This window comes from Rhizobium sp. BK377, assembly GCF_014193935.1.
GTDB lineage: Bacteria > Pseudomonadota > Alphaproteobacteria > Rhizobiales > Rhizobiaceae > Rhizobium.
This window is the reverse complement of the sequence record NZ_JACIAC010000002.1, coordinates 852,080-877,433: the sequence shown is the minus strand read 5'-3', so window position 1 is coordinate 877,433 and position 25,354 is coordinate 852,080. Positions and strand designations below refer to the sequence as shown.

22 protein-coding genes are annotated in these 25,354 nt (G+C 60.1%); 9 read left to right on the top strand and 13 right to left on the bottom strand.

What is annotated here, in order from left to right:
* Window positions 1-241: 241 nt before the first annotated feature.
* Together FHT92_RS13095 and trxB are read right to left on the bottom strand one after the other, a co-directional pair.
* Window positions 242-1,138 carry a LysR family transcriptional regulator VtlR gene (locus FHT92_RS13095; protein ID WP_183731448.1) on the bottom strand — a complete coding sequence of 299 codons (897 nt, stop codon included), beginning with the start codon at window positions 1,136-1,138 and terminating at the stop codon, window positions 242-244.
* 22 nt (window positions 1,139-1,160) lie between these two features.
* Window positions 1,161-2,135: a thioredoxin-disulfide reductase gene (gene trxB / locus FHT92_RS13090; RefSeq protein WP_183741053.1), complete on the bottom strand. Its 975-nt coding sequence runs from the start codon at window positions 2,133-2,135 to the stop codon at window positions 1,161-1,163.
* 229 nt (window positions 2,136-2,364) lie between these two features.
* Here trxB and FHT92_RS13085 point away from each other — a divergent pair, with 229 nt between their 5' ends.
* A complete protein-coding gene (locus FHT92_RS13085; RefSeq protein ID WP_183741051.1) occupies window positions 2,365-2,832 on the top strand; it encodes an Lrp/AsnC family transcriptional regulator in 468 nt (155 codons plus the stop codon).
* A gap of 58 nt (window positions 2,833-2,890) precedes the next feature.
* On the opposite strand, the gene FHT92_RS13080 is transcribed toward FHT92_RS13085, so the two are convergent.
* The 3 genes from FHT92_RS13080 to greA are packed head-to-tail and all read right to left on the bottom strand — an operon-like array spanning window position 2,891 to window position 5,295.
* A complete protein-coding gene (locus FHT92_RS13080; RefSeq protein ID WP_183825683.1) occupies window positions 2,891-3,685 on the bottom strand; it encodes a hypothetical protein in 795 nt (264 codons plus the stop codon).
* Between the two features lie 52 nt (window positions 3,686-3,737).
* The gene (locus FHT92_RS13075; protein ID WP_183741047.1) at window positions 3,738-4,787 is read right to left on the bottom strand and encodes a glycosyltransferase family 4 protein; all 1,050 of its coding nucleotides are present in this window, start codon (window positions 4,785-4,787) and stop codon (window positions 3,738-3,740) included.
* A 31-nt stretch (window positions 4,788-4,818) separates the two neighbouring features.
* Window positions 4,819-5,295 (bottom strand): transcription elongation factor GreA, encoded by a 477-nt coding sequence (gene greA, locus FHT92_RS13070; RefSeq protein ID WP_183731439.1) that lies wholly within the window; start codon window positions 5,293-5,295, stop codon window positions 4,819-4,821.
* 249 nt (window positions 5,296-5,544) lie between these two features.
* Between greA and FHT92_RS13065 the strand changes: the two genes are divergently transcribed.
* Window positions 5,545-6,777 carry a putative DNA modification/repair radical SAM protein gene (locus FHT92_RS13065; protein WP_183825680.1) on the top strand — a complete coding sequence of 411 codons (1,233 nt, stop codon included), beginning with the start codon at window positions 5,545-5,547 and terminating at the stop codon, window positions 6,775-6,777.
* A complete protein-coding gene (locus tag FHT92_RS13060; protein WP_183825677.1) occupies window positions 6,777-8,222 on the top strand; it encodes a UdgX family uracil-DNA binding protein in 1,446 nt (481 codons plus the stop codon). The genes FHT92_RS13065 and FHT92_RS13060 overlap by 1 nt, the downstream gene beginning before the upstream one ends.
* A 22-nt stretch (window positions 8,223-8,244) precedes the next feature.
* Here FHT92_RS13060 and FHT92_RS13055 read toward each other — a convergent pair whose 3' ends face one another.
* From FHT92_RS13055 to FHT92_RS13040, 4 genes are all read right to left on the bottom strand, one after another.
* Window positions 8,245-9,435, bottom strand: a complete 1,191-nt coding sequence (locus FHT92_RS13055) for a DUF2235 domain-containing protein (RefSeq protein ID WP_183825674.1) — start codon at window positions 9,433-9,435, stop codon at window positions 8,245-8,247.
* Window positions 9,436-9,555: 120 nt separating this feature from the next.
* Window positions 9,556-13,041: a carbamoyl-phosphate synthase large subunit gene (carB, locus tag FHT92_RS13050; RefSeq protein WP_183825671.1), complete on the bottom strand. Its 3,486-nt coding sequence runs from the start codon at window positions 13,039-13,041 to the stop codon at window positions 9,556-9,558.
* A 133-nt stretch (window positions 13,042-13,174) separates the two neighbouring features.
* Window positions 13,175-14,242, bottom strand: a complete 1,068-nt coding sequence (locus FHT92_RS13045; protein ID WP_183825668.1) for a zinc-dependent alcohol dehydrogenase family protein — start codon at window positions 14,240-14,242, stop codon at window positions 13,175-13,177.
* Between the two features lie 77 nt (window positions 14,243-14,319).
* Window positions 14,320-15,090 carry a LytTR family DNA-binding domain-containing protein gene (locus FHT92_RS13040; protein WP_183825665.1) on the bottom strand — a complete coding sequence of 257 codons (771 nt, stop codon included), beginning with the start codon at window positions 15,088-15,090 and terminating at the stop codon, window positions 14,320-14,322.
* Between the two features lie 85 nt (window positions 15,091-15,175).
* Here FHT92_RS13040 and FHT92_RS13035 point away from each other — a divergent pair, with 85 nt between their 5' ends.
* Together FHT92_RS13035 and FHT92_RS13030 are read left to right on the top strand one after the other, a co-directional pair.
* Window positions 15,176-15,664, top strand: coding sequence for a DUF2306 domain-containing protein (locus FHT92_RS13035; protein WP_183825662.1), 489 nt, complete (start codon window positions 15,176-15,178; stop codon window positions 15,662-15,664).
* An 84-nt stretch (window positions 15,665-15,748) separates the two neighbouring features.
* Window positions 15,749-16,690, top strand: a complete 942-nt coding sequence (locus tag FHT92_RS13030) for a neutral zinc metallopeptidase (RefSeq protein WP_183741033.1) — start codon at window positions 15,749-15,751, stop codon at window positions 16,688-16,690.
* 52 nt (window positions 16,691-16,742) lie between these two features.
* Here the strand turns inward: FHT92_RS13030 and FHT92_RS13025 are convergent, their stop codons facing one another.
* Entirely contained in the window at window positions 16,743-17,735 is a 993-nt protein-coding gene (locus FHT92_RS13025) for an aldo/keto reductase (protein WP_183741031.1), read from the bottom strand.
* A gap of 109 nt (window positions 17,736-17,844) precedes the next feature.
* Between FHT92_RS13025 and FHT92_RS13020 the strand changes: the two genes are divergently transcribed.
* The 3 genes from FHT92_RS13020 to FHT92_RS13010 all read left to right on the top strand — a co-directional run bounded on the left by FHT92_RS13020 (window position 17,845) and on the right by FHT92_RS13010 (window position 21,676).
* Window positions 17,845-18,750: a LysR family transcriptional regulator gene (locus FHT92_RS13020; protein ID WP_183825659.1), complete on the top strand. Its 906-nt coding sequence runs from the start codon at window positions 17,845-17,847 to the stop codon at window positions 18,748-18,750.
* Window positions 18,751-18,884: 134 nt separating this feature from the next.
* Window positions 18,885-20,132 (top strand): TCR/Tet family MFS transporter, encoded by a 1,248-nt coding sequence (locus tag FHT92_RS13015; RefSeq protein ID WP_183825656.1) that lies wholly within the window; start codon window positions 18,885-18,887, stop codon window positions 20,130-20,132.
* Between the two features lie 140 nt (window positions 20,133-20,272).
* Window positions 20,273-21,676 (top strand): MATE family efflux transporter, encoded by a 1,404-nt coding sequence (locus tag FHT92_RS13010; RefSeq protein WP_183825654.1) that lies wholly within the window; start codon window positions 20,273-20,275, stop codon window positions 21,674-21,676.
* A 22-nt stretch (window positions 21,677-21,698) separates the two neighbouring features.
* Here FHT92_RS13010 and FHT92_RS13005 read toward each other — a convergent pair whose 3' ends face one another.
* Both FHT92_RS13005 and carA read right to left on the bottom strand, forming a co-directional pair.
* Complete coding sequence (locus tag FHT92_RS13005; protein WP_183825651.1) at window positions 21,699-22,019, bottom strand: antibiotic biosynthesis monooxygenase; 321 nt, start codon at window positions 22,017-22,019, stop codon at window positions 21,699-21,701.
* 114 nt (window positions 22,020-22,133) lie between these two features.
* Window positions 22,134-23,339: a glutamine-hydrolyzing carbamoyl-phosphate synthase small subunit gene (carA, locus tag FHT92_RS13000; protein WP_183826264.1), complete on the bottom strand. Its 1,206-nt coding sequence runs from the start codon at window positions 23,337-23,339 to the stop codon at window positions 22,134-22,136.
* Between the two features lie 270 nt (window positions 23,340-23,609).
* On the opposite strand from carA, the gene FHT92_RS12995 reads away from it, so the two are divergent.
* The gene (locus FHT92_RS12995; RefSeq protein WP_183825648.1) at window positions 23,610-24,062 is read left to right on the top strand and encodes a GatB/YqeY domain-containing protein; all 453 of its coding nucleotides are present in this window, start codon (window positions 23,610-23,612) and stop codon (window positions 24,060-24,062) included.
* On the opposite strand, the gene FHT92_RS12990 is transcribed toward FHT92_RS12995, so the two are convergent.
* Entirely contained in the window at window positions 24,043-24,939 is an 897-nt protein-coding gene (locus FHT92_RS12990) for a hypothetical protein (RefSeq protein ID WP_183825645.1), read from the bottom strand. The genes FHT92_RS12995 and FHT92_RS12990 overlap by 20 nt on opposite strands.
* Window positions 24,940-25,354: the final 415 nt, after the last annotated feature.

The following is a 25,354-nucleotide window of genomic DNA, read 5'->3' as shown; positions in this document are numbered from 1 at the left end:
GAGGCAAAAAGCAAAAATCGGGCAAAAAAAGAGGGCCACCGGAAAACCAGGGCCCTTATAAGTGTGAAGGTCAAAAACCTCCAGAGGGGAACAGCTAATGCGGTGGAACTGGGAGGAAAAGCCACCGTGTGCATCAGCTGTGAGCGATATGGTGCTTTAATGAGCAAACAACAACCCATTTTTGTGCATGTCAGTCATGCGTGGGTTGCATGATTTGAAATTCCTTCCATAAAAGTGGAAATCAAAAGTTCCAGTTGCGTGCCTTGCTGACGATGAAATCGCGGAAGGCCTTCAGCTTGGCGGCGTTCTTGATCTCATCAGGATAGCAGAAATAGGTGTCGAACGAAGGGACGTCTGCGTTGATTGCCAGCTGGATAAGACCTGGGTCGCGGCCGACGATATAATCCGGCAGGCAGGCGATGCCGATGCCGAGCAGGCAGGCGCGTTTAATTGAGGTCTGGCTGTTGATCTGCAGATGCGGAATGCGCTTATTGTCCGACGAGCGGCCGGCGATTTCCAGCCAGTTGACGTCAAGCAGATAATTTGGCGCCGGTTCGCCGAAGGTGATGATGCGATGATTGTCGAGATCCTCGATCTTCTGCGGCTCGCCATGACGGTTGATGTAGGATGGGGCCGCATAGACGTGCATATGCACGGTGAAGAGCTTGCGCTGGATGAGATCGGACTGCTGCGGCTGGCGAAGGCGAATGGCGCAATCGGCATGACGCATGTTCACATCCACTTCCTCGTTGTCGAGGATGAGCTGGATCTGGACGTCAGGATAAAGCTGCAGGAATTCCTGGATCTTGTCGGTCAGCCATCCCTGGCCGAGGCCGACTGTCGTGGTGACGCGCAGCTTGCCGGACGGCGTTTCTGTCGTCTCGGTCAGTTGCATCTTCACGGTTTCGAGCTTCAGCAGCACGTCATGGGCCGTGCGGTAAAGGAGCTCGCCCTGTTCGGTGAGGATCAGGCCACGCGCATGGCGATGGAACAGCTTGGTGCCCACATCCTGCTCAAGCGCGCTGACCTGACGACTAATAGCCGACTGGGACAGATGCAGCTTGTCGGCCGCATGCGTAAACGATCCGGCTTCGGCAGCTGCGTGGAAAATACGCAGCTTGTCCCAGTCCAATGGCATTCCCCCACCCCTCATGCCACTGTTACTCCGCTGCTACGGCAACGGGCATGTGGCCCGTCAGATAACGTTCTGCCTCGAGGGCGGCCATGCATCCCATCCCTGCGGCGGTGATCGCCTGGCGGAACGTATCGTCAGTCACATCGCCTGCGGCATAGACCCCCTCAACGCTGGTCGCGGTCGAATCCGGTGCGGTCCAGAGATAGCCATTGTCCTTCAGCTTCAGCTTGCCTTTGAAGAGCTCGGTTGCCGGCGCGTGACCGATCGCCACGAAGACGCCGTCAATGGTGACCTCGGTGACGGCGCCGGTGCGGGTGTCGCGCAGACGAGCACCGGATACGGACGGCGGCATGGGGGGCTTTGCCGGCGTGCCCGTGATCTCGGCGACCTCGGTATTCCAGAGAATCTTGACATTTTCCTTGGAGAAGAGACGTTCCTGCAGGATTTTTTCTGCGCGGAAGCTGTCGCGGCGGTGCACGACAGTGACCGACTTCGCGATGTTCGAGAGATAAAGTGCCTCTTCGACGGCGCTGTTGCCGCCACCGACCACGATCACATCCTTGTTGCGATAGAAGAAGCCGTCGCAGGTGGCGCAGGCGGACACGCCGAAACCCTGGAAATGCTGCTCGCTTTCGATGCCGAGCCACTTGGCCTTGGCGCCGGTCGCGATAACAAGCGTATCGGCAGTCCAGACCTGGCCGCTATCAGTGCGGGCAACGAAGGGGCGCTGGTTGAGGTCGACTTCCGTCACGAGGTCGTTGACGATTTCGGCGCCGACATGCTGAGCCTGCTGCAGCATCTGATCCATCAGCCAGGGCCCCTGTATAGGATCGGCAAAGCCCGGATAGTTCTCGACATCGGTGGTGATCATGAGCTGGCCGCCTTGTTCCAGACCGGCGATCAAAACCGGTTTCAGCATGGCGCGCGCGGCATAGACCGCTGCCGTATAGCCGGCAGGTCCGGAACCGATAATGAGCACCTTGGTATGGCGGGCAGACATGGAATTTCCTTTCGATAGCAGGATGCGGCGGCTAAGAGGCGATTAAGGCCGTTTCGCAATCCCTGCGCCATTTATGAACGACCAATGCTTTTATTCAAGGGCAGCCTTGCATTACCAACAAGGCAAATGCAGGCGCTGTGCAAGATTCCGTCATCGGGCTGAAACTTTCTTGCGTATTCCGTGGCTTTATATAGAAGCTGCGCGCGAGGAATTAAAGAAAGGCCTAAGCGTGGTTCGCGCTGAACTTGACGTTATCGACATAAAGATATTGCGGGAACTGCAGTCGGACGGCCGCATGACCAATGTGGAACTTGCCGACCGGGTGGGAATTTCAGCGCCGCCCTGCCTGCGCCGGGTACGCAAGCTCGAAGAGGCCGGCATTATCGAAGGATATCACGCGATGCTGAACAGCCCGAAGCTTGGGCTTGATCTGGTCGCATTCTGCATGGTCGGCCTCAAGCATCAGTCCGAAGCCAATCTGAAGGCCTTTGCCTCCGCCACCTCCGAGTGGCCGCTCGTGCGTCAGGCCTGGATGGTTTCCGGCGACAGCGATTTTCTGCTGCATTGCGTGGCCCAAAACCTCACCCGTTTCCAGGACTTCGTCATCGAAGTGCTGACTGCCAACGAGCACGTCGATACCGTTCGCACCATGCTGACGATCCGGCAGGTGAAGAAGCTCGGGCTCGTTGAACTGTAGAAGCATTTCCAGGAAAAGTGCGAAGCCGTTTTCCGTCCCGAATGCGGATTGAGACGGTTTACCCGCGCCAGGCCTTGCTCAGCCAATCGGTATTGCCGATGCGGCGATACCATTTCTGTCCGCCGCCTTCAAAAACCTCGCTCATTTTCGGGCTGCCGGCAAAGACGACGATCTTGGCGTCCGGCGGCAGCTTTGGATCGCGCCAGAAGCTCCTGATGTGGCGGGGCACGCAGGCATTCTTGAAGCTCACGCACCATTCGCGCGGCCAGTATTGCAGGTTTCCATGCGCTTCGAGCTGTGCGCTTTGGAACTGCTGTGAGATCTCATATTTCGACATGGCGGCCGCCGGATCGGCGAGATAGGTGTCGAGAATATAGGCATGGGCGCCGATTTCGTAGCGGAAGACGGAGCTGTTGCCGACCGACGCCAGGAACTTATCGCGGGCTGGGTTGAGTTTGCGCAGCGGCTTTGTGCGGAAGAGATCGTCGTCACGGATGATGAGGAACTTGCCGGGGTGCTGGAAGAGCGGCTCCAGATCATCGACGATGACGAGGTCGAGATCGAGGAAGAGGGCGATGCCCTTGAGATCGGCAAGCTCGCGGCGGAAAAGCGCAAGCTTCTGCCAGCGGCGATCCCTGGAGCCGGCGGGCAGGCCGAGTTCGGGCAGGGGGAAGGTTTCGATACCCTCGTCGAGACCGGCGGTATTGTCGGTGAAGCAGACAAAGCGATGCGGCCGCTTCAGGTGTCGTTTGACGCCGCGGTAGAGATTGTTGACGTATTCGGCACCGTAAAGCGTCCCCCATTTCATGCAGAGCACGTTGACCAGGTTTTCGTTATCTTTTGCGGTCGACATCTAGGTGTCTCTACCTCCCTGATATGCCCGTTGCCATAGTCTGACGAACGGCTTACGCGCCGAGAAGTTGCTGGTAAATCCTATTGATCGCTGTCGCTTCCTTTTCCAGCGCGAAATTTTCCCGCACGTGAGCCAGCGCTGTTTCGCCCTGCGCGATGGCGAGGGCAGGATCGGCAAGATAGGTGGCGATGGCTGCCGTCAACGCATCGCCATCGCCTGGTGGCACGATGACGCCGTTTTCTCCGGGCACGATCATTTCTGCGTAAGCACCGGCGTCGGATGCCACGACCGGTGTCTTCGAAGCCATGGCCTCCAGCGGCGTCAGGCCGAAGCCCTCGTTGCGGGATGGGGCGACATAGAGCGTCAGGCGGCGATACCAGACCTTGATGTCAGGCACCTCTCCGATGAAGACGATGCGGTCGGTCAAGCCGGCTGCGGCGATATCGGCCTTCAGCTTGTCGGCGAATGCGACGTGTTCCGGGGTGACGCGGCCGGAAATGACCGCTGTCCAGTCCGGATGTTGCGGCAACAGCGCAATCATCGCCTGGACGAAAAGGTCCGTGCCCTTCTGATGGCGCACGCGGCCGAAGCAGCCGACGAGATGGCGGCCATGCAGGCCGGTCGCGGCGATCGTGTCGTCAGGTCCTTTCGGCGGATGGAAGAGCGTAAGATCGACACCATGTTGGATAACCGTATGCGGCACCTTGAGAAAGGAGCCGGAACGGCTGCTGGTGGCGATGACGGCGTCCATCTGGCGGATCAGCCAGCGAGTGTAGGAAGTGTGACGGCGCTGGGCGGCGGAGGTGAAGACGAGCTTCAGCGGAATGCGCAGCACGTGGCGCATCAGAATGCCAGCCGCCATTTCATTGTTGCGTCGTGCGTGCCAGACGCGATGGCGCCGTCCGGCCGGCGGACGCCAGAGGCCTGATAGTTGCGGCCATTTCAAACGGGGAAGTTCTGGCGGCAGGCCAGGGCCGAGGGCCGCGATCCGGATCCCCAGCCGGATCTGGCAGGGGATGAGCTGGACGATCGTCGACGTGACGCCGGAGAGCCGGCGTTTCAGGTTGGGCGCGATGATCTCGACGTCACTGATATCCGGCACTGGCTGCTCGTGCGAAGAAAGGCGCGGGCGATCAGCCCCAGGAAACCGAGAGGATTTCGTAAGCCTTCGAACCGCCGGGCGCGTTGACCTCGATGGAGTCGCCGACTTCCTTGCCGATTAGCGCGCGGGCGATCGGGGAGGAGATGGAGATGCGGCCCTGCTTTACGTCGGCTTCCTGATCGCCGACGATCTGGTAGGTCTTTTCCTCTTCGGTGTCCTCGTCGATCAGCTTCACCTTGGCGCCGAACTTGATCTTGTCGCCAGACATTTTGGAGAGGTCGATGATTTCGGCACGGGCCGTCAGGTCTTCGAGCTCGGTGATGCGGCCTTCATTGTGGCTTTGCGCTTCCTTGGCAGCGTGGTACTCGGCATTTTCCGAAAGGTCGCCATGGGCGCGCGCTTCGGCAATTGCCTCGATGATTCGTGGGCGCTCCTCCTGCTGGCGCCAGCGCAGTTCTTCCTGCAGCTTGACGAAACCACCCTGTGTCATCGGTACCTTATCAACCATGTTTTCGTCCTTCTCTCCCCGCATCTGCAGTTCGCGCAGACACAAAAGAAAACAGGTCCCGAAGGGGAACTTCGGAACCGTGTTACAATCCTAATTCGTTGCTTATAGCAGATCGAGACGCGCAATTTCCATAAAATTCGTACCGACCCTTTTTACCTTCAGCAGAAGTGCCTGCTTTTGAAGGGGAGTTGTGTGTCGCCCTTTTCTTCGTCTTGATTTCGCCGACATGAACATTTAGTGAACATGATAATGAAGAAGTCGCTCAGAGAACGATTGGCGATCCTCTCCGACGCCGCCAAATATGATGCATCCTGTGCCTCCAGCGGGACGGTCAAACGGGATTCGGCAGGCTCTGGCGGGCTCGGTTCGACCGAGGGCTCCGGCATTTGTCACGCCTATGCGCCGGATGGACGATGCATTTCTCTGCTGAAGATTCTACTCACCAACTTCTGCATTTACGACTGTGCCTATTGCATCAACAGATCGTCGAGCAATGTAGAGCGCGCTCGTTTCACGCCGGAAGAAGTCGTCTGGCTGACGCTCGAATTCTATCGGCGCAACTATATCGAGGGCCTGTTTCTTTCCTCGGGCATCATCCGTTCGTCCGACCACACGATGGAGGAAATGGTGCGCATCGTGCGGGAACTTCGCGTCACGCATGGTTTCCGTGGTTATATCCATCTGAAATCCATTCCGGAGGCATCATCACACCTGATCGACGAGGCGGGGCTCTATGCCGATCGGCTGTCGCTCAACATCGAACTGCCGACCGATAGCGGCATCAGCCGTTTTGCGCCGGAGAAGAAACCGGCCGGTATCCGCCGCTCGATGGGCCATCTCAGGCTGAAGATCGAGGCGGCGGAAGAGCCGACACTGCAGACCAAACGGCGCGAACGCTTCGTGCCGGCCGGCCAGAGCACGCAGATGATCGTCGGTGCGGATGGGGCCAATGACGCGACGATCCTGTCGACCAGCGGCCAGCTCTACAGCAGCTACGGTCTGAAGCGCGTCTATTATTCCGCCTTCAGCCCGATCCCCGACAGTTCGAAAAACCTGCCGCTCATCAAGCCGCCGCTGATGCGCGAGCACCGGCTCTATCAGGCCGACTGGCTCTATCGCTTCTACGGTTTCGGCATTGATGAAATCACTTCGACGCAGCAGGGTGGCATGCTGGATCTCAATCTCGATCCAAAGCTCGCCTGGGCGCTTGGCCATCGCGGCGATTTTCCCGTCGATGTGAACCGCGCCGATCGCGAAAAGCTCTTACGCGTGCCTGGGCTCGGCACCAAGACGGTGAAGGCGATTCTGGCCGAGCGGCGGCAGCGGCGCCTGCGGATCGAGGATTTGCCGCGTCTTGGTGTGTCGATCCGCAAGGTACAGGCCTTCATTACCGCAGAGGGCTGGACGCCGCATCGGCTCGTCGATCGGCCGGACCTGCGTGCTATGTTCGAACCGCAACCTGAACAATTGTCATTGCTGTGATGCGCCGGGTCGTGCTGGAGGGCAGAGGTAATTTCGAGGAGTGGCGCAAGGCCGCCCGCGCCTTTGCCGCGGCTGGAATTCTGCCTCACGAAATCGACTGGCATGAAAAGAGCAACGAGCCCGGCTTCGCCTTCCAGCGGGACGCGCTGCCGCCCGATCCGCCAGCCAACAGCAAGCCGATGACTGTACCGCCGGCTTTCATGACGCTGGCCGAGGCGGTGATCTGCCATAGCGACCCGAAGCGGTTTTCATTGCTCTATAGCCTGCTTTGGCGAATACAAGAGAACCGGCATCTGTTGGATCTGTCCTCGGATGAGGAAGTCTCGCGTGCCCGGTTGATGCAGAAGAGCGTGTATCGTGACGCCCACAAGATGACGGCTTTCGTGCGCTTCAAGGAAGTGGCTGCTCCAGCGGGCGGACGCCGGAAATTCATTGCCTGGTTCGAGCCGGATCATTACGTCGTCGCGCGCAAGGCGCCCTTCTTCCAGCGCCGCTTCACCGACATGGACTGGCTGATCGCGACGCCGAAGGGGTCGGCTGCCTGGAACGGCGAGCGGCTGACTATCAGCAACGCACCCTGCGAGAAGCCCGATATCAGCGATGCGGCCGACGATCTCTGGCGTACTTACTATGCCAACATCTTTAATCCGGCACGATTGAAGGTGAAGGCCATGCAGGCGGAGATGCCGAAGAAATACTGGAAAAACCTGCCGGAAGCCGATCTCATTCCCGGCCTGATTGCCGATGCCGAAGCGAAAGTGCTCGCTATGGCCGAGCGCGGGGCGACGATGCCGCTTCCCTATCACAACAGGATCCAGGAGGCCGCCGCCCGCATGCCGGTCCCGGAAATGGCTCCTGCCGGGACGCTGGAGGCGTTGCGAGAGGACGCAGCCGTCTGCAGTCAATGTCCGCTGCATGCGAGGGCGACGCAGACCGTCTTCGGCGAAGGCCCTGTTGATGCGAAGATCATGTTCGTCGGCGAGCAGCCGGGCGATCAGGAGGATCTTGCAGGTCGACCCTTCGTCGGCCCTGCCGGAAAGGTTTTCGACGACGCGATCGCACAAGCCGGCATCGACCGATCGAGGCTTTATGTCACCAATGCCGTCAAGCATTTCAAATACGAGCCGCGCGGCAAGCGGCGCATCCACCAGAGACCCAATCTCGGCGAGGTGCAGCAGTGCCGCTGGTGGCTGAAGCTGGAGCTCGATCTCATCAAACCGAAAGTGATCGTAGCGATGGGGGCGACGGCGCTCTATTCGCTGACCGGCGAGAAGCAGAAGCTGGAGGATCTGCGTGGACGTCCGATTGCGATGGAGGAGGGGCGGGTGCTCTTCGTGACGGTGCATCCGTCCTATCTGCTGCGAATTCCGGACGAGGAGCGGAAAGCGCGGGAGCTCGCCCGATTCCGGCAAGATATGAATCTGATCAAGGGCCTGGCTGCCTGAGCGCAGAATTCGATTCAATGCGTCAGTGAACGAAGACCGGATCTTTCGGCAGGTTCGGTGGATTATATCCGGTCACCATGCGCACCCTCACGGATTCATGCAGATTTGCGCCATCGGGGATGAAGCGCCTGTCTTCGCGCGGAAGATAAACGCCGCCTCTATCGCCACGCCTGCGCCAGGAATTTTCCGGCACGCGCCGCGGAATATATTCGAGCAGTTTCCAGCCTGCGCTCATCGAGTCATGCAGCGATGCGGCCGCGTTGAGCTCGACATAATACTTGTCGTTCTTGCCAAGGACGATGTTATTGATCGTGCGCGAAACATAGAGCAGGCCTGCCGGCCCCGTTTCGCGGATCATCCAGTCGAGCGGTATCTTGATCTGGGCGCTTTCAGCCTCCGGGTAACCGCCGCCGATATCGCCGTGGACACCGGCAAACCAGACCTCCTTAAAGTCCTGTTTTGCGGTTGCGGGCTTGAAGGGATTGCCGCGGTAGTCCTGATCCGGCGTCCACAATTCCGGCTGGAACATAGTTCTTCGCTCGTCTATCGCCATGGCATGGCGTACATATTCGACGCTCGGATTCTTGCGGGTGAAGGGATGGGTCTTGAACTGAATGCGTCCTTTGCCCTTTTCGATGACAGAGGCGACGGTGTCGAAGAGACCAAGCAGCTTGATCGGCGGTCGGTCGTTGCGCAGCATACGCTCGTAGAGCCGCATGCTCTTGAAGGCTGATGAGGGATCCCCGCCATCGGCGCGCTGCTCCTGTTCGGGAATGCCCTTATAGGTTCTGTAAGCGTAATCGAGCAGGTTCAGGTGATATCTGCTGCATAGCCCGAAGGCATGAATGAAACCTGCGAGAACGCGGGCCGTATAGGCGCCGCGGCTGAAGCCGAAAATATAGATGCGATCCCTGTCGGGATGGCCTCCGTGATCGTCGGGGGTGCCGGAATCATAATTTTCGACGAGGAAACGGTAGGCATCTTTGACATTTTCATCGAGACCCCAACCAGTCGCAAGGCCCCAGACCTCGATAGATTGGCGATAAAAGGACGACCAGGCATCTGCTGCTCCCAGCGTGCCGACGCCGGGGTCATAATAGACGATCTGGTCGTCGGAGCGCTTCAGTGTTCCGAACAGACGCAAAATATTGGTGCGGTCTGCAGTTATCTCGTTCGACGTGCCGTCGAACAGAATGACGATGTTCTTCGACATGCTGCTTCCCCGATACGACCGGAAGCAGGCTAACATCAAGTATCCACGTCTGCAATTTGAGGTCGCAGTTTTGGCGGGGCCGAGGAGGCGAAGGCGAAGAGGCGATGCCTCTTCGCAGGATCAGAAGTAGCTTTGCAGCGGGCGGACTTCGAGATTGCCGGCCTTGAGCGCCTTGATGGCCTGAGCGGCGGCTTCGGCGCCGGCCATCGTGGTGTAGTAGGGCACCTTCTGCATGAGGGTGGCGCGGCGCAGCGATTTGGAGTCCGAGATCGCCTTGTTGCCGTCGGTCGTGTTGATCACGAGCTGGACCTGGCGGTTGCGGATGGCGTCCTCGATATGCGGACGTCCCTCGAGAACCTTGTTGATCTTGGTCGCCTCAATGCCGTTTTCGGCGAGGAAGCGGGCCGTGCCGCCGGTTGCCAGCACCTTGAAGCCTTGCTCGACCAGGATTCGGATCGCCGGCAGAACGCGTGGCTTGTCGGCATCGCGCACGGATACGAAGACCGTGCCTTCACGCGGCAGTTCGACGCCGGCGCCGAGCTGCGACTTTGCGAAGGCCAGCGCGAAATCGCTGTCGAGGCCGATGACTTCGCCGGTGGAGCGCATTTCCGGGCCGAGCAGCGTATCGACGCCCGGGAAGCGGGCGAAGGGGAAGACGGCTTCCTTGACGGCGATATGCTTCAAAGCGCGCGGATCGGGCTTTTCGCCATAGGCTGTGAAGGTCGCATCAAGCTTCTCACCGGCCATGACGCGGGCGGCGATCTTGGCGATCGGCGCGCCGATGGTCTTGGCGACGAAGGGTACCGTGCGCGAAGCGCGCGGGTTGACTTCGAGTACGTAGACGGTGTCATCCTTGATGGCGAACTGCACGTTCATCAAGCCGCCGACGTTGAGCGCTTTCGCCATGGCTTTGGCCTGACGCTCCAGCTCATCGAGCATCTCGCGCGACAGCGTGCGTGGCGGCAGCGAGCAGGCGCTGTCGCCTGAATGGATACCGGCCTCTTCGATATGCTCCATGATGCCGGCGACATAGACGTCAGTACCGTCGGAGAGGCAATCGACGTCGACTTCGATGGCATTGGTCAGATAGCTGTCGAAAAGAAGAGGGTTCTTGCCGAGCAGCGTGTTGATCTGGCCGGTCTTGTCGTTCGGGTAGCGCGCCTTGATGTCCTCGGGCACCAGTTCCGGAACCGTGTCGAGCAGATAGTTCTGCAGCTGGCTCTCAGCATGGATGATCTGCATAGCGCGGCCGCCGAGCACGTAGGACGGGCGAACGACCAGCGGGAAGCCGATTTCGGCAGCGACCAGGCGGGCCTGCTCGACGGAATAGGCGATGCCGTTGTTCGGCTGGTTGAGGTCGAGCTTCATCAGAAGCTTCTGGAAGCGGTCGCGGTCTTCGGCAAGGTCGATTGCGTCGGGTGCTGTTCCGAGGATCGGGATGCCGTTCTTTTCCAGCGCTTCAGCGAGCTTCAGCGGGGTCTGGCCGCCGAACTGGACGATGACGCCGACGACTTTGCCCTTTTCCTGCTCAGCGCGCAGGATTTCGATCACATCTTCGGCCGTCAGTGGCTCGAAATAGAGGCGATCGGACGTGTCGTAATCGGTCGAGACCGTTTCCGGGTTGCAGTTGATCATGATTGCTTCATAGCCGGCATCCTTCAGCGCGAAGGCGGCGTGGCAGCAGCAATAGTCGAATTCGATACCCTGGCCGATACGGTTCGGGCCACCGCCGAGGATGACGACCTTCTTGCGATCGGAGACCAGCGCTTCGGAGCGGGCGGTGCCGACGAAAGGCGTCTCATAGGTCGAGTACATATAGGCGGTCGGCGAGGCGAATTCGGCAGCACAGGTATCGATGCGCTTGAAGACCGGGCGGACGTTCAGGCTGTTGCGCAGCTCTGCCACTTCCTTCGGGCGCTTGCCGGTCAGCGTGGCGAGGCGGGCATCGGAGAAGCCCATGGCCTTCAGCATGCGAAGGTTGGTCTCGTCGGTCGGCAGGCCGTGTTCACGGATGCGGGCTTCCATGTCGACGATGTTCTTCAGCTGGGCGATGAACCAAGGGTCGATCTTGCAGCCTTCGTGCACTTCCTCGATGGTCAGGCCCATGCGCAGCGCCTGGGCGACCATGCGCAGGCGATCCGGCGTCGGCGTGCCGATCGCGGCGCGGATGGCATTCAGGCTGGATTCACCTTCTTCGGCATCGGGGATCTCGATTTCGTCGAGGCCGGTCAGACCGGTTTCCAGGCCGCGCAGAGCCTTCTGCAACGATTCTGCAAAGGTACGGCCGATCGCCATGACTTCGCCGACCGACTTCATGGCTGTGGTCAGAACCGGGGAAGCGCCGGGGAATTTCTCGAAGGCGAAACGCGGGATCTTGGTGACGACATAGTCGATCGACGGTTCGAACGAGGCAGGGGTCGCGCCGCCGGTAATGTCGTTCTCGAGTTCGTCGAGCGTATAGCCGATGGCGAGCTTGGCGGCGATCTTGGCAATCGGGAACCCAGTAGCCTTGGAGGCGAGCGCCGAGGAGCGCGAAACGCGCGGGTTCATTTCGATGACGACGAGGCGGCCGTCCTTCGGATTGACGGCGAACTGCACGTTCGAACCGCCAGTTTCGACGCCGATCTCGCGCAGCACCGCGATCGAGGCGTTGCGCATGATCTGGTATTCCTTGTCCGTCAGCGTCAGCGCCGGAGCAACGGTGATCGAGTCGCCGGTATGGACGCCCATCGGATCGATGTTTTCGATGGAGCAGATGATGATGCAGTTATCCGCCTTGTCGCGGACGACCTCCATCTCATACTCCTTCCAGCCGAGGACGGATTCTTCGACCAGCACTTCGGTGGTTGGCGAGGCATCGAGGCCGCTGCCGACGATTTCGAAGAATTCCGAGCGGTTATAGGCAATGCCGCCGCCGGTGCCGCCGAGCGTGAAGGACGGGCGGATGATGGCGGGCAGGCCGACATGGTCAATTGCCTGGGCGGCGATTGCCATGGCATGGCTCATATAGCGCTGCTTGCGGTCGCTCTCGCCGAGGTTCCACTGGTTTTCCAGTTCGTCGAGCGCCTTGTCGAGATCGGCGCCGGAAAGGCTTTCGCGCAGCTTGGCGCGCTCGGCTTCATGCGTCTTGCGGTCGGCGTCCTTGATGTCGGTGGCGTTTGCCAGCATCGAGCGCGGCGTTTCAAGGCCGATGCGGGCCATCGCCTCGCGGAACAGCGCGCGGTCCTCAGCCATGTCGATGGCGGCAGGCTTGGCGCCGATCATCTCTACATTGTAGCGATCGAGCACGCCCATGCGCTTCAGCGAGAGAGCGGTGTTCAGCGCCGTCTGGCCGCCCATGGTCGGCAGCAGCGCGTCGGGGCGTTCCTTGGCGATGATCTTGGCGACGACTTCAGGCGTGATCGGCTCGACATAGGTTGCATCGGCGAGACCCGGGTCGGTCATGATCGTGGCCGGGTTGGAGTTGACGAGGATGACGCGGTAGCCTTCCTCCTTCAGCGCCTTGCAGGCCTGGGTGCCGGAATAGTCGAATTCGCAAGCCTGGCCAATGACGATCGGTCCCGCGCCGATGATGAGGATCGATTTGATGTCTTGGCGCTTCGGCATGGGCGATATCCATTTCTAGCTGCGCAAAAAGCCGGCCAGGGTGGGAGGTCACCGGGTCGGGTCGCGCATTGAGGGTCTTTTCAGGCTAGAAGCGGCTTATAGGCAAATGTTTTTGCAAACGGAACCCCATAAATCACGGAATCGACAGGAATTCGGACCGTCCTTTGGAAGCCAATTGCCCATCGGGCACGACGAGCGTGCGAATCTCGCCGCCAAGCGCCGGATTGGCGATGGCTTCCGGTGCCTGTTCGAGTGTGATCCGACGCGAAATCAGCTGCTCCACCTTGATTGCGCCTGAGGCGATGAGGTCGGCTGCGCGCCCGTGTGTGAATGGGTTGAGGAAAGAGCTGATAAGGTTCACTTCGCGAAACAGCAGGTCAAAGGGTTCGATTTCTATCTTTGCGCCTTGCGGCATGACGCCGAGGATGACGGCAGTGCCGCCACGCCTTGCGAGCTTCGGCGCCTGCATCATCGTTTCCAGCACGCCAGCACATTCAAAGACGACGTCGGCGCCGCCGGGCAGCAAACCTTGATCGCCGGTAATGCTGCTGACGACATCCGCGTGTGACGGATCGAAAGTCGCGGTGGCACCGAGTGTTTCGGCAAGCGCGCGTTTCTCGGCATTGCGGGTGACGAGGAGAATACGTGTTGCGCCGGCAAGCCGGGCAAGCTGGACGGTGAGAAGGCCGATTACACCGCCGCCGAGCACGATGACGGAAGCGCCGGTCTTAATAGTGGCGAGATCGACGCCGTGGAGGCAGCAAGCTAGCGGCTCGCAAAACGCGCCGTGCAGCGGATCGAGGCCAGGCGGCAGGGCGAAGGCCTGTTTGTGCGGCAGGATGACATAGTCGGCAAAACCGCCGTCTTTATGGATGCCGATCGCCTGCAGGTTTCGACAAAGATTGACCCGGCCATTGTGGCATTCTTCGCAGCGGCCGCAGGCGATGTTGGGATCACCCGTAACGCGCATGCCGGGGCGGAAGCCGCTGACCTCGGGGCCGACTGTTTCGATGATGCCGGCGAATTCGTGGCCAAGGGTCACCGGTGGATGGGAGGGGAACTCGCCGAGGAACAGATGTCGGTCGGTGCCGCAGATGCCGCAGGCTTCGACGCGCACCAGCAGGTCGCCCGGTCCGGGAACGGGCTTTTCCACCTCGCGCAGAAACAGCTTTCCGGTCGCTTCCAGGCGCACGGCTTTCATCGGCATTCTCCTCCAGGTCTCCTCATCGTCAGGAAGCGGGAAAGCAGGAGTCGCGTCAAGCATTTGCCGGCATTTCTTCAGCCGAAGCGCCGACGGGCTTCCTCGGCAAAACTCCGGCTGACCGGAATCTGCGTGCCGTCGCGTGCGAGGATGAAGATCCTGCCGTTATCGCGTTTCAGGGCTTCGACATGGGCGTCGGCCACCCAATGTGACCTGTGCACCTGGAGGCCCGGTGTCCCGCTGATCTCGCGCAGCGCGTCGGAAAAACGCAACAGCACCAGCTCGCGGCCGCGGCTGGTGACGACCTCGGTATAGTGATCTTGCACGGATAGACGCAGCAGGGCGCCGCGGTTCTGCGGCTTCAGCCGGTCGAGGATCGAGGTCGCCGGCGGTGTTTGCGCCGTTGCCTGCTCAATCTGGCGATGCATGGCGAGATAGGTCAGAAAGCAGAAGAGGGCGCAGAGCGGCAGCGCGAAGAGCGCCCTTGCGAGGCCGCCGCCAAGCGCGGCCGAATTGCCGCTGAAGGCATAGTCGATGAAGCCGATGGCAAAGCCGGTCGGCAGGGCTGCGACCAGCGAGCCGATCATCATGCGCCAGAACATGCGATCCAGCACTTTGCGCAGCAGCGCATCGGCGAGAACTGAAAACAGGATGGCAATCGACCAGGCGACGGCGTGCAGGATCAGCCAGTAGGCGAAGCGCTTGCCGACTGCCATGCTTTCCATCGTGCCATAGGGGCCGGTGATCGCGAAGATCAGGACGACGGCGAGGAAGGTTCCCCAGAAACGCGGCGCGCGCCAGAAGACCTGCAATTCGCGAAGCGTGGATTGCAAGGATGGGTGATCCACGAAGTTTTCCCGCCGTCTACGCCATGTTTGTTGAGAGGAATGCAGTCATGCTGGAAACAGAGGACGAATTCAACCGGAGCCGCTCATGACCCTGGAACCTCTGCTTAATGCCCCCGTCGCCATTCACATCCACGTTGCCGCCGTCGTGCCGGCGGCTATCCTCGGCGCCCATCTGCTTGCATGGCCGAAGGGCACGCCGCGGCACCGTCTGCTTGGCAAGATCTGGATGGCGCTGATGGTGGTGACGGCGCTGTCGAGCTTCTTCATCCACGAGATCAATCTCGTCTATGGCTTCAGCCCAACCCATCTTCTTTCTGTCTTCGTGCTCGCCGGAAGCTGGCGAGCAATTCTCGCTGCCCGGCGTCATGATATCCGCACCCATCGGCGGATCGTATCGGGCATGTATTTCGGCGGCATCGTCGTTGCAGGCCTTGCGACATTGCTGCCGGGCCGGCTGATGCATGCGGTCACGTTCTCTGGCAATAGCTGGCTGGCCCTGGCACCGCTCGGGCTGGTCACCGCTGCGATCGGCGCGGCCATCGGGTTTCGTCCGCGCCGCAGCCGGGTTGCGTGAGGAAGCGGCTGGAATTCGTCTTTGCGGCGGATATATAACTGACTCCTGAGAGCATGCATGAGCGCATCGCCGGGGAGATCGAACATGGAATGGAAAGGCCGGCGTCAGTCCGACAATATCGAGGATCGTCGTAGCGATCCGTCCGGTGGCTTGGGGGGACGTAATCCATTCGGCCGTGGCGGCGGCTTCAATTTTCCGTCGGGTGGCGGCGTTGGTCGCCGTGGCGGCGGGCTCAGCATCGGCACGATCATCTTTCTCGTCGTCATCTACCTGATCTTCAAGGCGATGGGCGTCGACCTGCTGCAGGTGATGGAGGGCGGCGGCTCAATGGATGGCGCTGGCGGCTCCGGTTATTCGCAGAGTGACTCCTCCCCGCAGGCTCCCGCCAATGATGAGATGACTGCCTTCGTGCGCACGGTTCTCGCCGAAACCGAAGATACCTGGCACGGCATCTTCCAGTCTCAGGGCAAGGATTACGAGGAGCCGCGCCTCGTTCTCTTCTCCGGCCAGACGCAGTCGGCCTGCGGATTTGCGTCGGCTGCGACCGGCCCCTTCTACTGCCCCGGAGACCACAAGGTCTATCTCGACACGGCCTTCTTCCAGGAGCTTTCCGATCGGTTCGGCGCTTCAGGCGATTTCGCCGAAGCGTATGTGATCGCCCATGAGGTCGGCCATCATGTGCAGAACCTGCTCGGCATCCTGCCGAAGTTCAATGAGGCTCGCCAGCGCATGAGCGAGGCGGACGCGAATAAGATGTCGGTCCGCGTCGAGCTGCAGGCGGATTGCTTTGCCGGCATCTGGGGCAAGTTTACACAGCAGAAGGGTATTCTCGACGCCGGCGATCTCGAGGAGGCGCTGAACGCTGCGCAGCAGATCGGCGACGATACGCTGCAGAAGCGTTCGCAGGGCTATGTCGTGCCGGAGAGTTTCAACCACGGCACGTCGGCGCAGCGCATGCGCTGGTTCAAGCGTGGCTTCGACAGCGGGCAGCTTTCGGCCTGCGATACCTTCTCCAACCCGATCTGATCGAAATATCCGGCACCTTTTCTGAAGGCAGGGTACCGGTATGCGGGGTAGCTTACTTTTCGCTGTCCATGTGCTTGAGTTGGGCTTCTGGATAACGGGCACCCTTCGCAGCCCCTTTTGGCACGGCGCGTTCGATCGCGGAGAGATCGTCTGCGGTGAGCTCCACCGCGCGGGAGCCGAGCGCTTCCGTCAGCCGATCGCGACGGCGGGCGCCGACCAACGGCACGATATCCGTCCCCTGAGCTGCTACCCAGGCGATCGCGACCTGCGCGACCGAGGCGCCCTTGATGGTCGCGATTTTCCGGAGTTCTTCGACCAGGGCAAGGTTTTCATCGATATTGCCTTCCTGGAAGCGCGGGCTGACGGCGCGGAAATCGCCTGCGCCCTGCTGGCCTTTCTGCCAGTGGCCGCTGATGAGGCCGCGCGACAGCACCCCATAGGCTGTGATGGAAATGCCGAGTTCGCGGGTTGTCGGCAGGATCTCATCCTCGATGCCGCGTGAGATCAGTGAATATTCGATCTGCAGGTCGGCAATCGGTGCGACGGCCGCAGCCCGGCGGATCGTATCGGCGCCGACCTCGGAGAGGCCGACATGGCGGACGTAGCCGGCCTTGATGAGATCGGAGATCGCGCCGACCGTGTCCTCGATCGGCACGTTTGGATCGAGACGGGCAGGGCGGTAGATGTCGATATAGTCGACGCCTAGGCGCTGCAGCGTATAGGCAAGGAAGTTCTTCACGGCGATGGGCCGCGCGTCGTAGCCGTTCCAGCCATTGGAGGGATCGCGCAACGCGCCGAACTTGACGCTGATGATCGCGTCTTCGCGCTTGCGGCCCTTGAGCGCCTCGCCGATCAGCATTTCATTGTGGCCCATGCCGTAGAAGTCGCCTGTGTCGAGCAGGTTGACGCCGGCGTCGAGCGCGGCATGGATGGTCGCAATGCTTTCAGCACGGTCGGACGGGCCGTACATGCCCGACATGCCCATGCAGCCGAGGCCGATAGCCGAGACTTCTGGGCCGGTTTTTCCCAAACGATGAATCTGCATTTTTTTCTCCTTCAGCGGCGGCGATGCCGTCTTCGGATGCTGTTTTATCGCGCTCAAGTTTGTGCGATAATCCGGATAGTCTCGAACAGGCCGTACGGGAAAATGCACAATGGATGACCTTCCCCTCAGTGATCTGGATGCCTTTGCCGCAATTGCAAGAGAACGCAGTTTCCGCTCCGCAGCCCGCAAGCGCGGGGTTTCCGCGTCGTCGCTGAGTGATTCCCTGCGGCGCCTCGAAGAGCGGCTCGGGGTCAGGCTTCTCAATCGGACGACGCGCTCCGTCACGCCGACGGCGGCGGGCCAGCGATTGCTCGACAAGCTTTCACCGGCCCTTTCGGAAGTGGCCGCCGCGCTCGGTCAGCTCGATAGTTTTCGCGACAGTCCGGTGGGCACGCTCAGGCTCAACGTGCCGAGTATCGTCCTGAAGCTTTTCATGGCGCATCTCGCCGCGCGGTTTCTGGCGCTCCATCCGCAGATCACGCTGGAGATTATTGGCGAAGATACATTCATCGACGTGCTGGCCGCCGGCTTCGACGCCGGCATTCGCTATGACGAGCGGCTGGAGCGCGACATGATCGCCGTGCCGATCGGCCCGCGCCGGCAGCGCTATGTGACGGCGGCTGCTCCCGCCTATCTGGAAAAGCGGGGCGTGCCGCAGCATCCGAGAGATCTGCTGGAGCATAGCTGCATCCGGCATCGCTTCATCAGCGGCGCTACGCTTGCCTGGGAATTCGAACGAGATGGTGAAGTGCTCGTGATTACGCCGTCCGGCCCCATCATCGCCAATGCGGTGGAGATGGAAATCGAAGCCACGCTTGCCGGTCTTGGCGTCATCCGTACCTTTGAAGAGCTGCTTGCGCCGGGGATTGCGGAAGGCCGGCTGGTGCGGATCCTCAGCGAGTGGGACAGCGAATTTTCCGGCCCGTTTCTTTACTATCAGAGCCGCCGCCATATGCCCGCGCCGTTGCGGGCCTTTGTCGATTTTGTGCGGATGGAGCAACGAAAGAACGCCTGAGCCATCAGTTTTGGCGGCCTCTCCATCAAGAATATTGAAATGTTCACGTATTGTTTCGGTCATTCCGATCGGCTATGTCATTTATTCGGCGACAAGCTCGTCTTTCCAGAAAATATCAGCTGTAGAGATGTGTCATGCTTGATCCGAAATTCGTTCGCCGCGGCCTTTTCCTGGTCTTCATCATTCTCTTTCTTGATATTATCGGCATCGCCATCATCATGCCGGTGCTGCCTGTTTACCTGGAGGAACTGACGGGCGGCACGGTCAGCGATGCGGCTGTCGATGGCGGCTGGCTGATGCTGATCTATTCGCTGATGCAGTTCCTGTTTGCGCCGCTGCTCGGAAACTTGAGCGACCGTTTCGGGCGCCGTCCGATCCTGCTGCTCTCGGTGCTGACCTTCGCGTTCGACAATTTCATCTGCGCCATCGCCACCAGCTACTGGATGCTCTTCGTCGGCCGCGTGCTTGCCGGCATCAGCGGCGGCAGCTTCGCCACCTGCTCGGCTTACATTGCCGACATCAGCAATGAAGAGAACCGCGCCAAGAATTTCGGCCTCATCGGCATCGCCTTCGGTGTCGGTTTCACGGTCGGTCCCGTCATCGGCGGCTTCCTTGGCGAATTTGGACCGCGCGTGCCGTTCTTCGGCGCGGCGGCGCTTTCCTTCATCAATTTTGTTGCCGCCTGTTTCCTGCTGCCCGAAACGCTCGAAGCGAAAAACCGTCGCACTTTCGAATGGAAGCGCGCAAACCCGCTCGGCGCTCTGCGGCAAATGCGGCATTATCCCGGTATCGGCTGGGTTTGCCTGGTGATGTTTCTGTTCTTCCTCGCTCATGCCGTCTATCCGTCGGTCTGGTCCTTCGTCTCGACCTTCCGCTACGGCTGGAGCGAAGGACAGATCGGCCTGTCGCTCGGCATCTACGGTATCGGTGCGGCTCTCGTCATGGGGCTCGTCCTGCCGCGTGTCGTGCCTGTTCTCGGTGAATGGAAGACGGCGGTGCTCGGCCTCTGTTTCTCGATGGTGGCGCTTTCAGGTTATGCTTTGGCCTGGGAGGGCTGGGTCGTCTATACCGTGATCGTATTGACGGTCATGGAGAATGTTGCCGATCCGCCGCTGCGCAGCATCGCCGCCGGCAAGGTGCCGCCATCCGCACAGGGTGAGCTGCAGGGCGCGCTCACCAGCATCAGCAGCATTACCACGATCATCGGTCCGCTGATCTTCACGCAGATGTTCGGCTATTTCACCAAGCCGGATGCGCCGATCACCTTTGCCGGCGCGCCTTATCTGCTGGCAGCGTTCTTCATCCTCGTTGCTGCGGTTGTATTTCTGACGCGCGTGACGACATCGAAAGCGCCGGCACAAGCTTTCAACGCGGCGGAGTGATCCATCAAAAACAGTGAAGCCGTGATGAATTTTTCAGCATCTGCCTGTTCTGGGGTGGTTCTTTGTGCCGCTTTGCTCTAAGCCCACATGATATTTTGCCGCGCTGCGGCCCTTAACGATTCAATTTCAGGAATAGTGTCATGGACACGCCGATCGACGTGCGCGCCGTCGCGCATGCAAACGACAACCGCTGGTCTGCGCATTTTCGCGCTACGCTGATGCTCGGCGTGCCGTTGATCGGCGCCCAGCTTGCACAATTCGGCATCGGAATGACCGATGTGATGATCGTCGGTCAGCTCGGAGCCGAGCATCTTGCTGCCATGGTGCTTTCCGCCCAGTTCCTGTTCACGATCCTGATTTTCGGTTCGGGCTTTGCGATTGCCGTCATCCCGATGGTGGCTCAAGCCTACGGCCGCGGCGATGTCGTGAGCGTGCGCCGGTCGCTGCGCATGGGGATCTGGGTTGTCATCTGCTATTGGCTGCTGATGCAGCCGGCCTTCTATAATTCCGAGGCAATCCTGCGGTACTTTGGGCAGAAGCCTGAAGTGGCGAAGCTTGCCCACGGTTATATCATCATCGGTCAGTTCAGTGTGCTGCCCGGTCTGCTTTACAACGTCATGCGCGGGCTCGTCAGCGCCATTGGCAAGGCTGGCGTCATTCTCCAGGTCACCATTGCCATGCTGGTGCTGAATGCGATCGGCGCCTATATCCTCGTGCTCGGCCATTTCGGCTTTCCGGTCATGGGCCTTGAAGGTGCTGCGATCGTGTCCGTCGCGGTGCAGACTGCGGGCTTCCTCTTCATCCTCTCCTATGTGCAGGGCAGGGAGGAGACGCGGCGCTATGAGATCTTCGTGCGCTTCTGGAAGCCGGACTGGCATGCCTTCTTCGAGGTCGTCCGCCTCGGCCTGCCGATCAGCATCACCATCCTCGCCGAAGTCAGTCTCTTCACGGCAGCCTCGCTGCTGATGGGGCATATCGGCACCATCGAGCTTGCCGCGCATGGTATCGCCCTGCAATGGGCGTCGATGGCCTTCATGATCCCGCTCGGTCTCGGCCAGGCGGCAACCGTTCGTGTCGGCGTCGCGCACGGGCAGGGCGATCATGCCGGGCTGGTGAGGGCGGCCATCACGGTGCTCATCATTGCTGCCGCTGCGTCCATCATCGGCAGCATCATCTTTGCTGCCATACCGCAGGTCCTGGCGCGGCTCTTCCTTGATGTCAGCCTGCCGGAGGCACCCGAAGTGCTGGCCTATGCCGGTCCGCTGATCGTCATCGCCGGTCTCTTCCAGTTCGTCGACGGCCTGCAGGCAATCGCAAGCGGATTGCTGCGTGGACTGAAGGATGCGCGCGTGCCGATGGTCATGGCGCTGATCGCCTATTGGCCAATCGGCTTCTTCCTCGCCTGGGCCTTTGCCTTCCCGCTCGGCTTCGGCGGGCTTGGAATCTGGTATGGTTTTCTCGTCGGGCTGGCTGCGGCTGCCGCCATGCTCTGCGCCCGCTTCTACATTCTCGTTCGCCGAGAGGGCGCGACGGCCGGGATTTAAGCCGGCCGTCATATCTCAGCTGTCAGGCCGCAACGGGCTTATAGCTGGCGATATCGGCGCGAATTCCGAGGCGAGCGAACATTTCCTGAGGGTCGAAATTGGCGGCCTTGTGGGCTGCGGCAACGACCGCCCGTACGCGTTCGACGACATCGGCGTTTTCCCATTCGGCAACCGTCACGAAATTGAATTCGCCGGGACCGGCAACCTGTTCCAGCACTGTATGATTGATGAAGCCCTCCTGTGCCTCCAGCACCTTGTGGGTCATCATGACATTGACGAGAAATTCCTCGCGCGCCGCAGCCGGCACGACGAATTTGTCTATCCTGTAGAAAGCTCCGCTCATCCAGTCTTCTCCTGCATCTGATGTGTTGCAGGCAGTTCTGTAATTCCTCAAGTTAAGTTGAGGTCAACATGCGGGCAAAGAAAAAGGCCCGCCTGGACGAGCCTTGATCCGGTATCAACGTTCGGCGAGTGCCGGTTCGCCCTTCTTCTCGCGTACCATGTTGACGAAGCGGCGGAAGAGGTAGTGGCTGTCCTGCGGGCCGGGGGAGGCTTCTGGGTGATGCTGGACAGAGAAGACCGGCTTGCCGAGAACGCGCAGGCCGCAATTGGTGCCGTCGAACAGCGATACGTGAGTCTCTTCAACGCCTTCGGGCAGCGACTTCGTGTCGACCGCGAAGCCGTGGTTCATGGAGACGATCTCGACCTTGCCGGTCGTGTGATCCTTGACCGGATGGTTGGCGCCGTGATGGCCCTGATGCATCTTTTCGGTCTTGGCGCCGAGTGCGAGGCCGAGCATCTGGTGGCCGAGGCAGATGCCGAAGACCGGGATATCGGTGCCGATCAGTTCCTTGATGACCGGCACGGCATATTCGCCTGTGGCGGCCGGGTCGCCCGGGCCGTTCGACAGGAAGATGCCATCCGGCTGCAAGGCGAGCACGTCCTCAGCGCTCGTCGTTGCCGGCATGACCGTGACCTTGCAGTCGAGGCCAGCGAAGAGGCGCAGGATGTTGCGCTTGACGCCGTAATCCAGGCAGACGACATGATACTTCGTGTCGGCAGCGCCGAGTTCGCCATAGCCCTCGTTCCAGACCCAAGGGGTCTGCGACCACTGCGAGGACTGGCCTGATGATGCGACCTTGGCGAGGTCGAGGCCTTCGAGGCCACTCCAGGCCTTGGCTTCTGCCTTCAGCGCTTCGATATCGAAATTGCCGGAGGGGTCGTGAGCGATGACAGCGTTCGGCGACCCGTTTTCGCGGATCCAGGCGGTCAGTGCGCGGGTGTCGATGCCGCAGAGGCCGATGATGCCGCGGGCCTTCAGCCAGGCGTCAAGATGCTTGGCGGCACGGTAGTTCGAAGGTTCGGTGATATCGGCCTTGAAGATGACGCCGACTGCGCCGTGGCGCGCTGCCGGTGTGAGATCTTCGATATCTTCTTCGTTGGTGCCGATATTGCCGATATGCGGGAAGGTGAAGGTGACGATCTGGCCGAGATAGGAGGGGTCGGTGAGGATTTCCTCGTAGCCGGTCAGTGCCGTATTGAAGACGGCCTCCGCCTGGATCTTGCCGGTTGCGCCGATACCCTTGCCTTCGATGACGGTGCCATCGGCAAGAACGAGCAGGGCGGTCGGCTTTTCGGTTGTCCAGGGTGCTGTCGCGGTCATCTTCATCCCGTTTCCGGCGGGCTTGGCGTTCTGGCAACGCGAGCCGGCCATTTGATCTCGCAGGTGCAGGCGCGCGGCTTTGGCCGCGTTTGACGCCTGATCACGAATTTTGGTGCAGGTGGCGGTAGATAGCCACGCTCTCTGCCTAGGTCAATCTTTGTACTGCAGATTGCGGCACTTTTCCTGCCGATATTGCCGCGATTCTCGCAATTTATTTGATCCCATGCATCAGCCTGGTTTATGAAAGCGCCATTTAAAAGGAGTAACGACATGCTGCGCGATCAACTCGCCACTGAGCTCAAAGAGGCCATGAAGGCAAAGAAGATGGACCGTCTCGGCACCATCCGCCTCATCCAGGCCGCGATCAAGGATCGTGACATCGCCAATCGCGGCGCCGGTAAGGAAGAGGCTGGCGATGAGGAGGTGTTGCAGATCCTCGCCAAGATGGTGAAGCAGCGCGATGAGTCGGCGAAGATTTACGAGGAAAATGCCCGTCCGGAGCTGGCAGCGAAGGAACGCGCTGAAATTGCCGTCATCCAGGATTTCCTGCCCAAGCAGCTTTCGGATGATGAAGTGCGCGCCAATATTGCAGCCATCATCAGGGAAGTCGGCGCCGAAGGCCCGAAGGACATGGGCAAAATCATGGCTGCTCTCAAAGAGCGTTATGCCGGCCAGATGGACTTTGCCAAGGCTTCCGGCACGGTCAAAGAGCTCTTGAAATAAGGCGCCTTGCCTGCGGTTGTTCTTCGACCGCAGGCCCAAGCACGGCTTCGGCGGCTGAATCGATGATGGCGAATTTCGCCGCCTGATAATTCCAATATTCGAGCACGAAACCGCGGGAAAGCCAGAAATCGCCCTTTCTCGGCGGCTCGGTCCATCCCACGCTTCCCATGTCGGCCGCCTGTGTGAGCAGGCGTTTCAGGTGCGTATTGGAAATCATGAACTGATCGCGAATCTCGCGCAGCGACAGCGGACCGACGACGACGCGGTCGGCAAAATGTGGAAAGCCGGGCAGGCGCGAAATCAGGTAATCCATCACAAGGCCGCCGGAATTGGCCCAGTTGAAGAGGTTGAAGGTGGCGCCGGGATCGCGCACGGCTTCGGTCTCGATAATCTTCTTGGCGATGAGCGGCTGCAGGCGGGCGATCAATGTGGGATCAGTCGTCAGATTTTCCGCGCGGCGGCCGCCGTCGAGGCTATCCAGAATCATCAGGTGGGCGACCAGCCATTTGGCAAAATGCTGCTCGGCCGTTTCCGTCGGCTCGAGGAAGCGGGTGCGTTTGTCGTCGCCCCGAATGGGACGCAGAAACCGGTAGGCCAGCATCTCCTGCACGAAGGCAGCTGCCGTGTTGCGGCTGGCGATCTTGTTCTGGATGACGAAATCGATGAAGCGGCCGGAATAGAGGCCTCGTCTCTCATCGCCAGGATAGCCGTAATAGAGAGCGAAACCGGTATGCGCCATCAGCCAGCGCTGCTGCGCGGCGAATATCGATGCAATACGCGGGCTATCGCGATAAATCGCGAGCATTTGATTGGCACAATGAAGAATTGCAGCAAGAAAATTATCGTCGGCTGCAAGATTTTCTGCGGTATAGGCCATGACGCTGTCCAGGAGTTTCGTGGATTCATTTGCCACGCCTATCGGAAGTGTCAATGCTTTTGTGTTTCAGGGGTTAATTGGTAAGGTAAAGCTCAATAGAATGGCTGCGTATAGCCTAAAAATTAAGAAGGCAGGAGCTGGGGGCGCTCCTGCCTTCTTGCTCTTTGCTTCCGTCAGCGACACAGGGTCGAAACCCAAGCCGGCGGGTATTTGCAAAGGCACCCTTGCGAGGCGGCGCCGGGGGTAGGGATGGTGCCTCGCGTGGGGATCGCTTTGTTGACATCGAGCTTATGGCCAGCCCTCTGCTTATTCAAATTACAAAAATATAATAATCCCGGATTCGGCCTTCTTTGTTATGAATGTTGAGTTCAGCCGTGCAGTCCGGAAAAGCGGACGCAATCCTTTTAACCGGTTA

Excerpts from the sequence above, each read along its gene's own strand:
- FHT92_RS13095 (WP_183731448.1), bottom strand. The coding sequence starts at position 1,138 with ATGCCATTGGACTGGGACAAGCTGCGTATTTTCCACGCAGCTGCCGAA.
- trxB (WP_183741053.1), bottom strand. The coding sequence starts at position 2,135 with ATGTCTGCCCGCCATACCAAGGTGCTCATTATCGGTTCCGGACCTGCC.
- FHT92_RS13080 (WP_183825683.1), bottom strand. The coding sequence starts at position 3,685 with ATGTCGACCGCAAAAGATAACGAAAACCTGGTCAACGTGCTCTGCATG.
- greA (WP_183731439.1), bottom strand. The coding sequence starts at position 5,295 with ATGGTTGATAAGGTACCGATGACACAGGGTGGTTTCGTCAAGCTGCAG.
- FHT92_RS13065 (WP_183825680.1), top strand. The coding sequence starts at position 5,545 with ATGAAGAAGTCGCTCAGAGAACGATTGGCGATCCTCTCCGACGCCGCC.
- FHT92_RS13060 (WP_183825677.1), top strand. The coding sequence starts at position 6,777 with ATGCGCCGGGTCGTGCTGGAGGGCAGAGGTAATTTCGAGGAGTGGCGC.
- FHT92_RS13055 (WP_183825674.1), bottom strand. The coding sequence starts at position 9,435 with ATGTCGAAGAACATCGTCATTCTGTTCGACGGCACGTCGAACGAGATA.
- carB (WP_183825671.1), bottom strand. The coding sequence starts at position 13,041 with ATGCCGAAGCGCCAAGACATCAAATCGATCCTCATCATCGGCGCGGGA.
- FHT92_RS13045 (WP_183825668.1), bottom strand. The coding sequence starts at position 14,242 with ATGAAAGCCGTGCGCCTGGAAGCGACCGGAAAGCTGTTTCTGCGCGAG.
- FHT92_RS13035 (WP_183825662.1), top strand. The coding sequence starts at position 15,176 with ATGACCCTGGAACCTCTGCTTAATGCCCCCGTCGCCATTCACATCCAC.
- FHT92_RS13030 (WP_183741033.1), top strand. The coding sequence starts at position 15,749 with ATGGAATGGAAAGGCCGGCGTCAGTCCGACAATATCGAGGATCGTCGT.
- FHT92_RS13025 (WP_183741031.1), bottom strand. The coding sequence starts at position 17,735 with ATGCAGATTCATCGTTTGGGAAAAACCGGCCCAGAAGTCTCGGCTATC.
- FHT92_RS13020 (WP_183825659.1), top strand. The coding sequence starts at position 17,845 with ATGGATGACCTTCCCCTCAGTGATCTGGATGCCTTTGCCGCAATTGCA.
- FHT92_RS13015 (WP_183825656.1), top strand. The coding sequence starts at position 18,885 with ATGCTTGATCCGAAATTCGTTCGCCGCGGCCTTTTCCTGGTCTTCATC.
- FHT92_RS13010 (WP_183825654.1), top strand. The coding sequence starts at position 20,273 with ATGGACACGCCGATCGACGTGCGCGCCGTCGCGCATGCAAACGACAAC.
- FHT92_RS13005 (WP_183825651.1), bottom strand. The coding sequence starts at position 22,019 with ATGAGCGGAGCTTTCTACAGGATAGACAAATTCGTCGTGCCGGCTGCG.
- carA (WP_183826264.1), bottom strand. The coding sequence starts at position 23,339 with ATGACCGCGACAGCACCCTGGACAACCGAAAAGCCGACCGCCCTGCTC.
- FHT92_RS12995 (WP_183825648.1), top strand. The coding sequence starts at position 23,610 with ATGCTGCGCGATCAACTCGCCACTGAGCTCAAAGAGGCCATGAAGGCA.
- FHT92_RS12990 (WP_183825645.1), bottom strand. The coding sequence starts at position 24,939 with ATGGCCTATACCGCAGAAAATCTTGCAGCCGACGATAATTTTCTTGCT.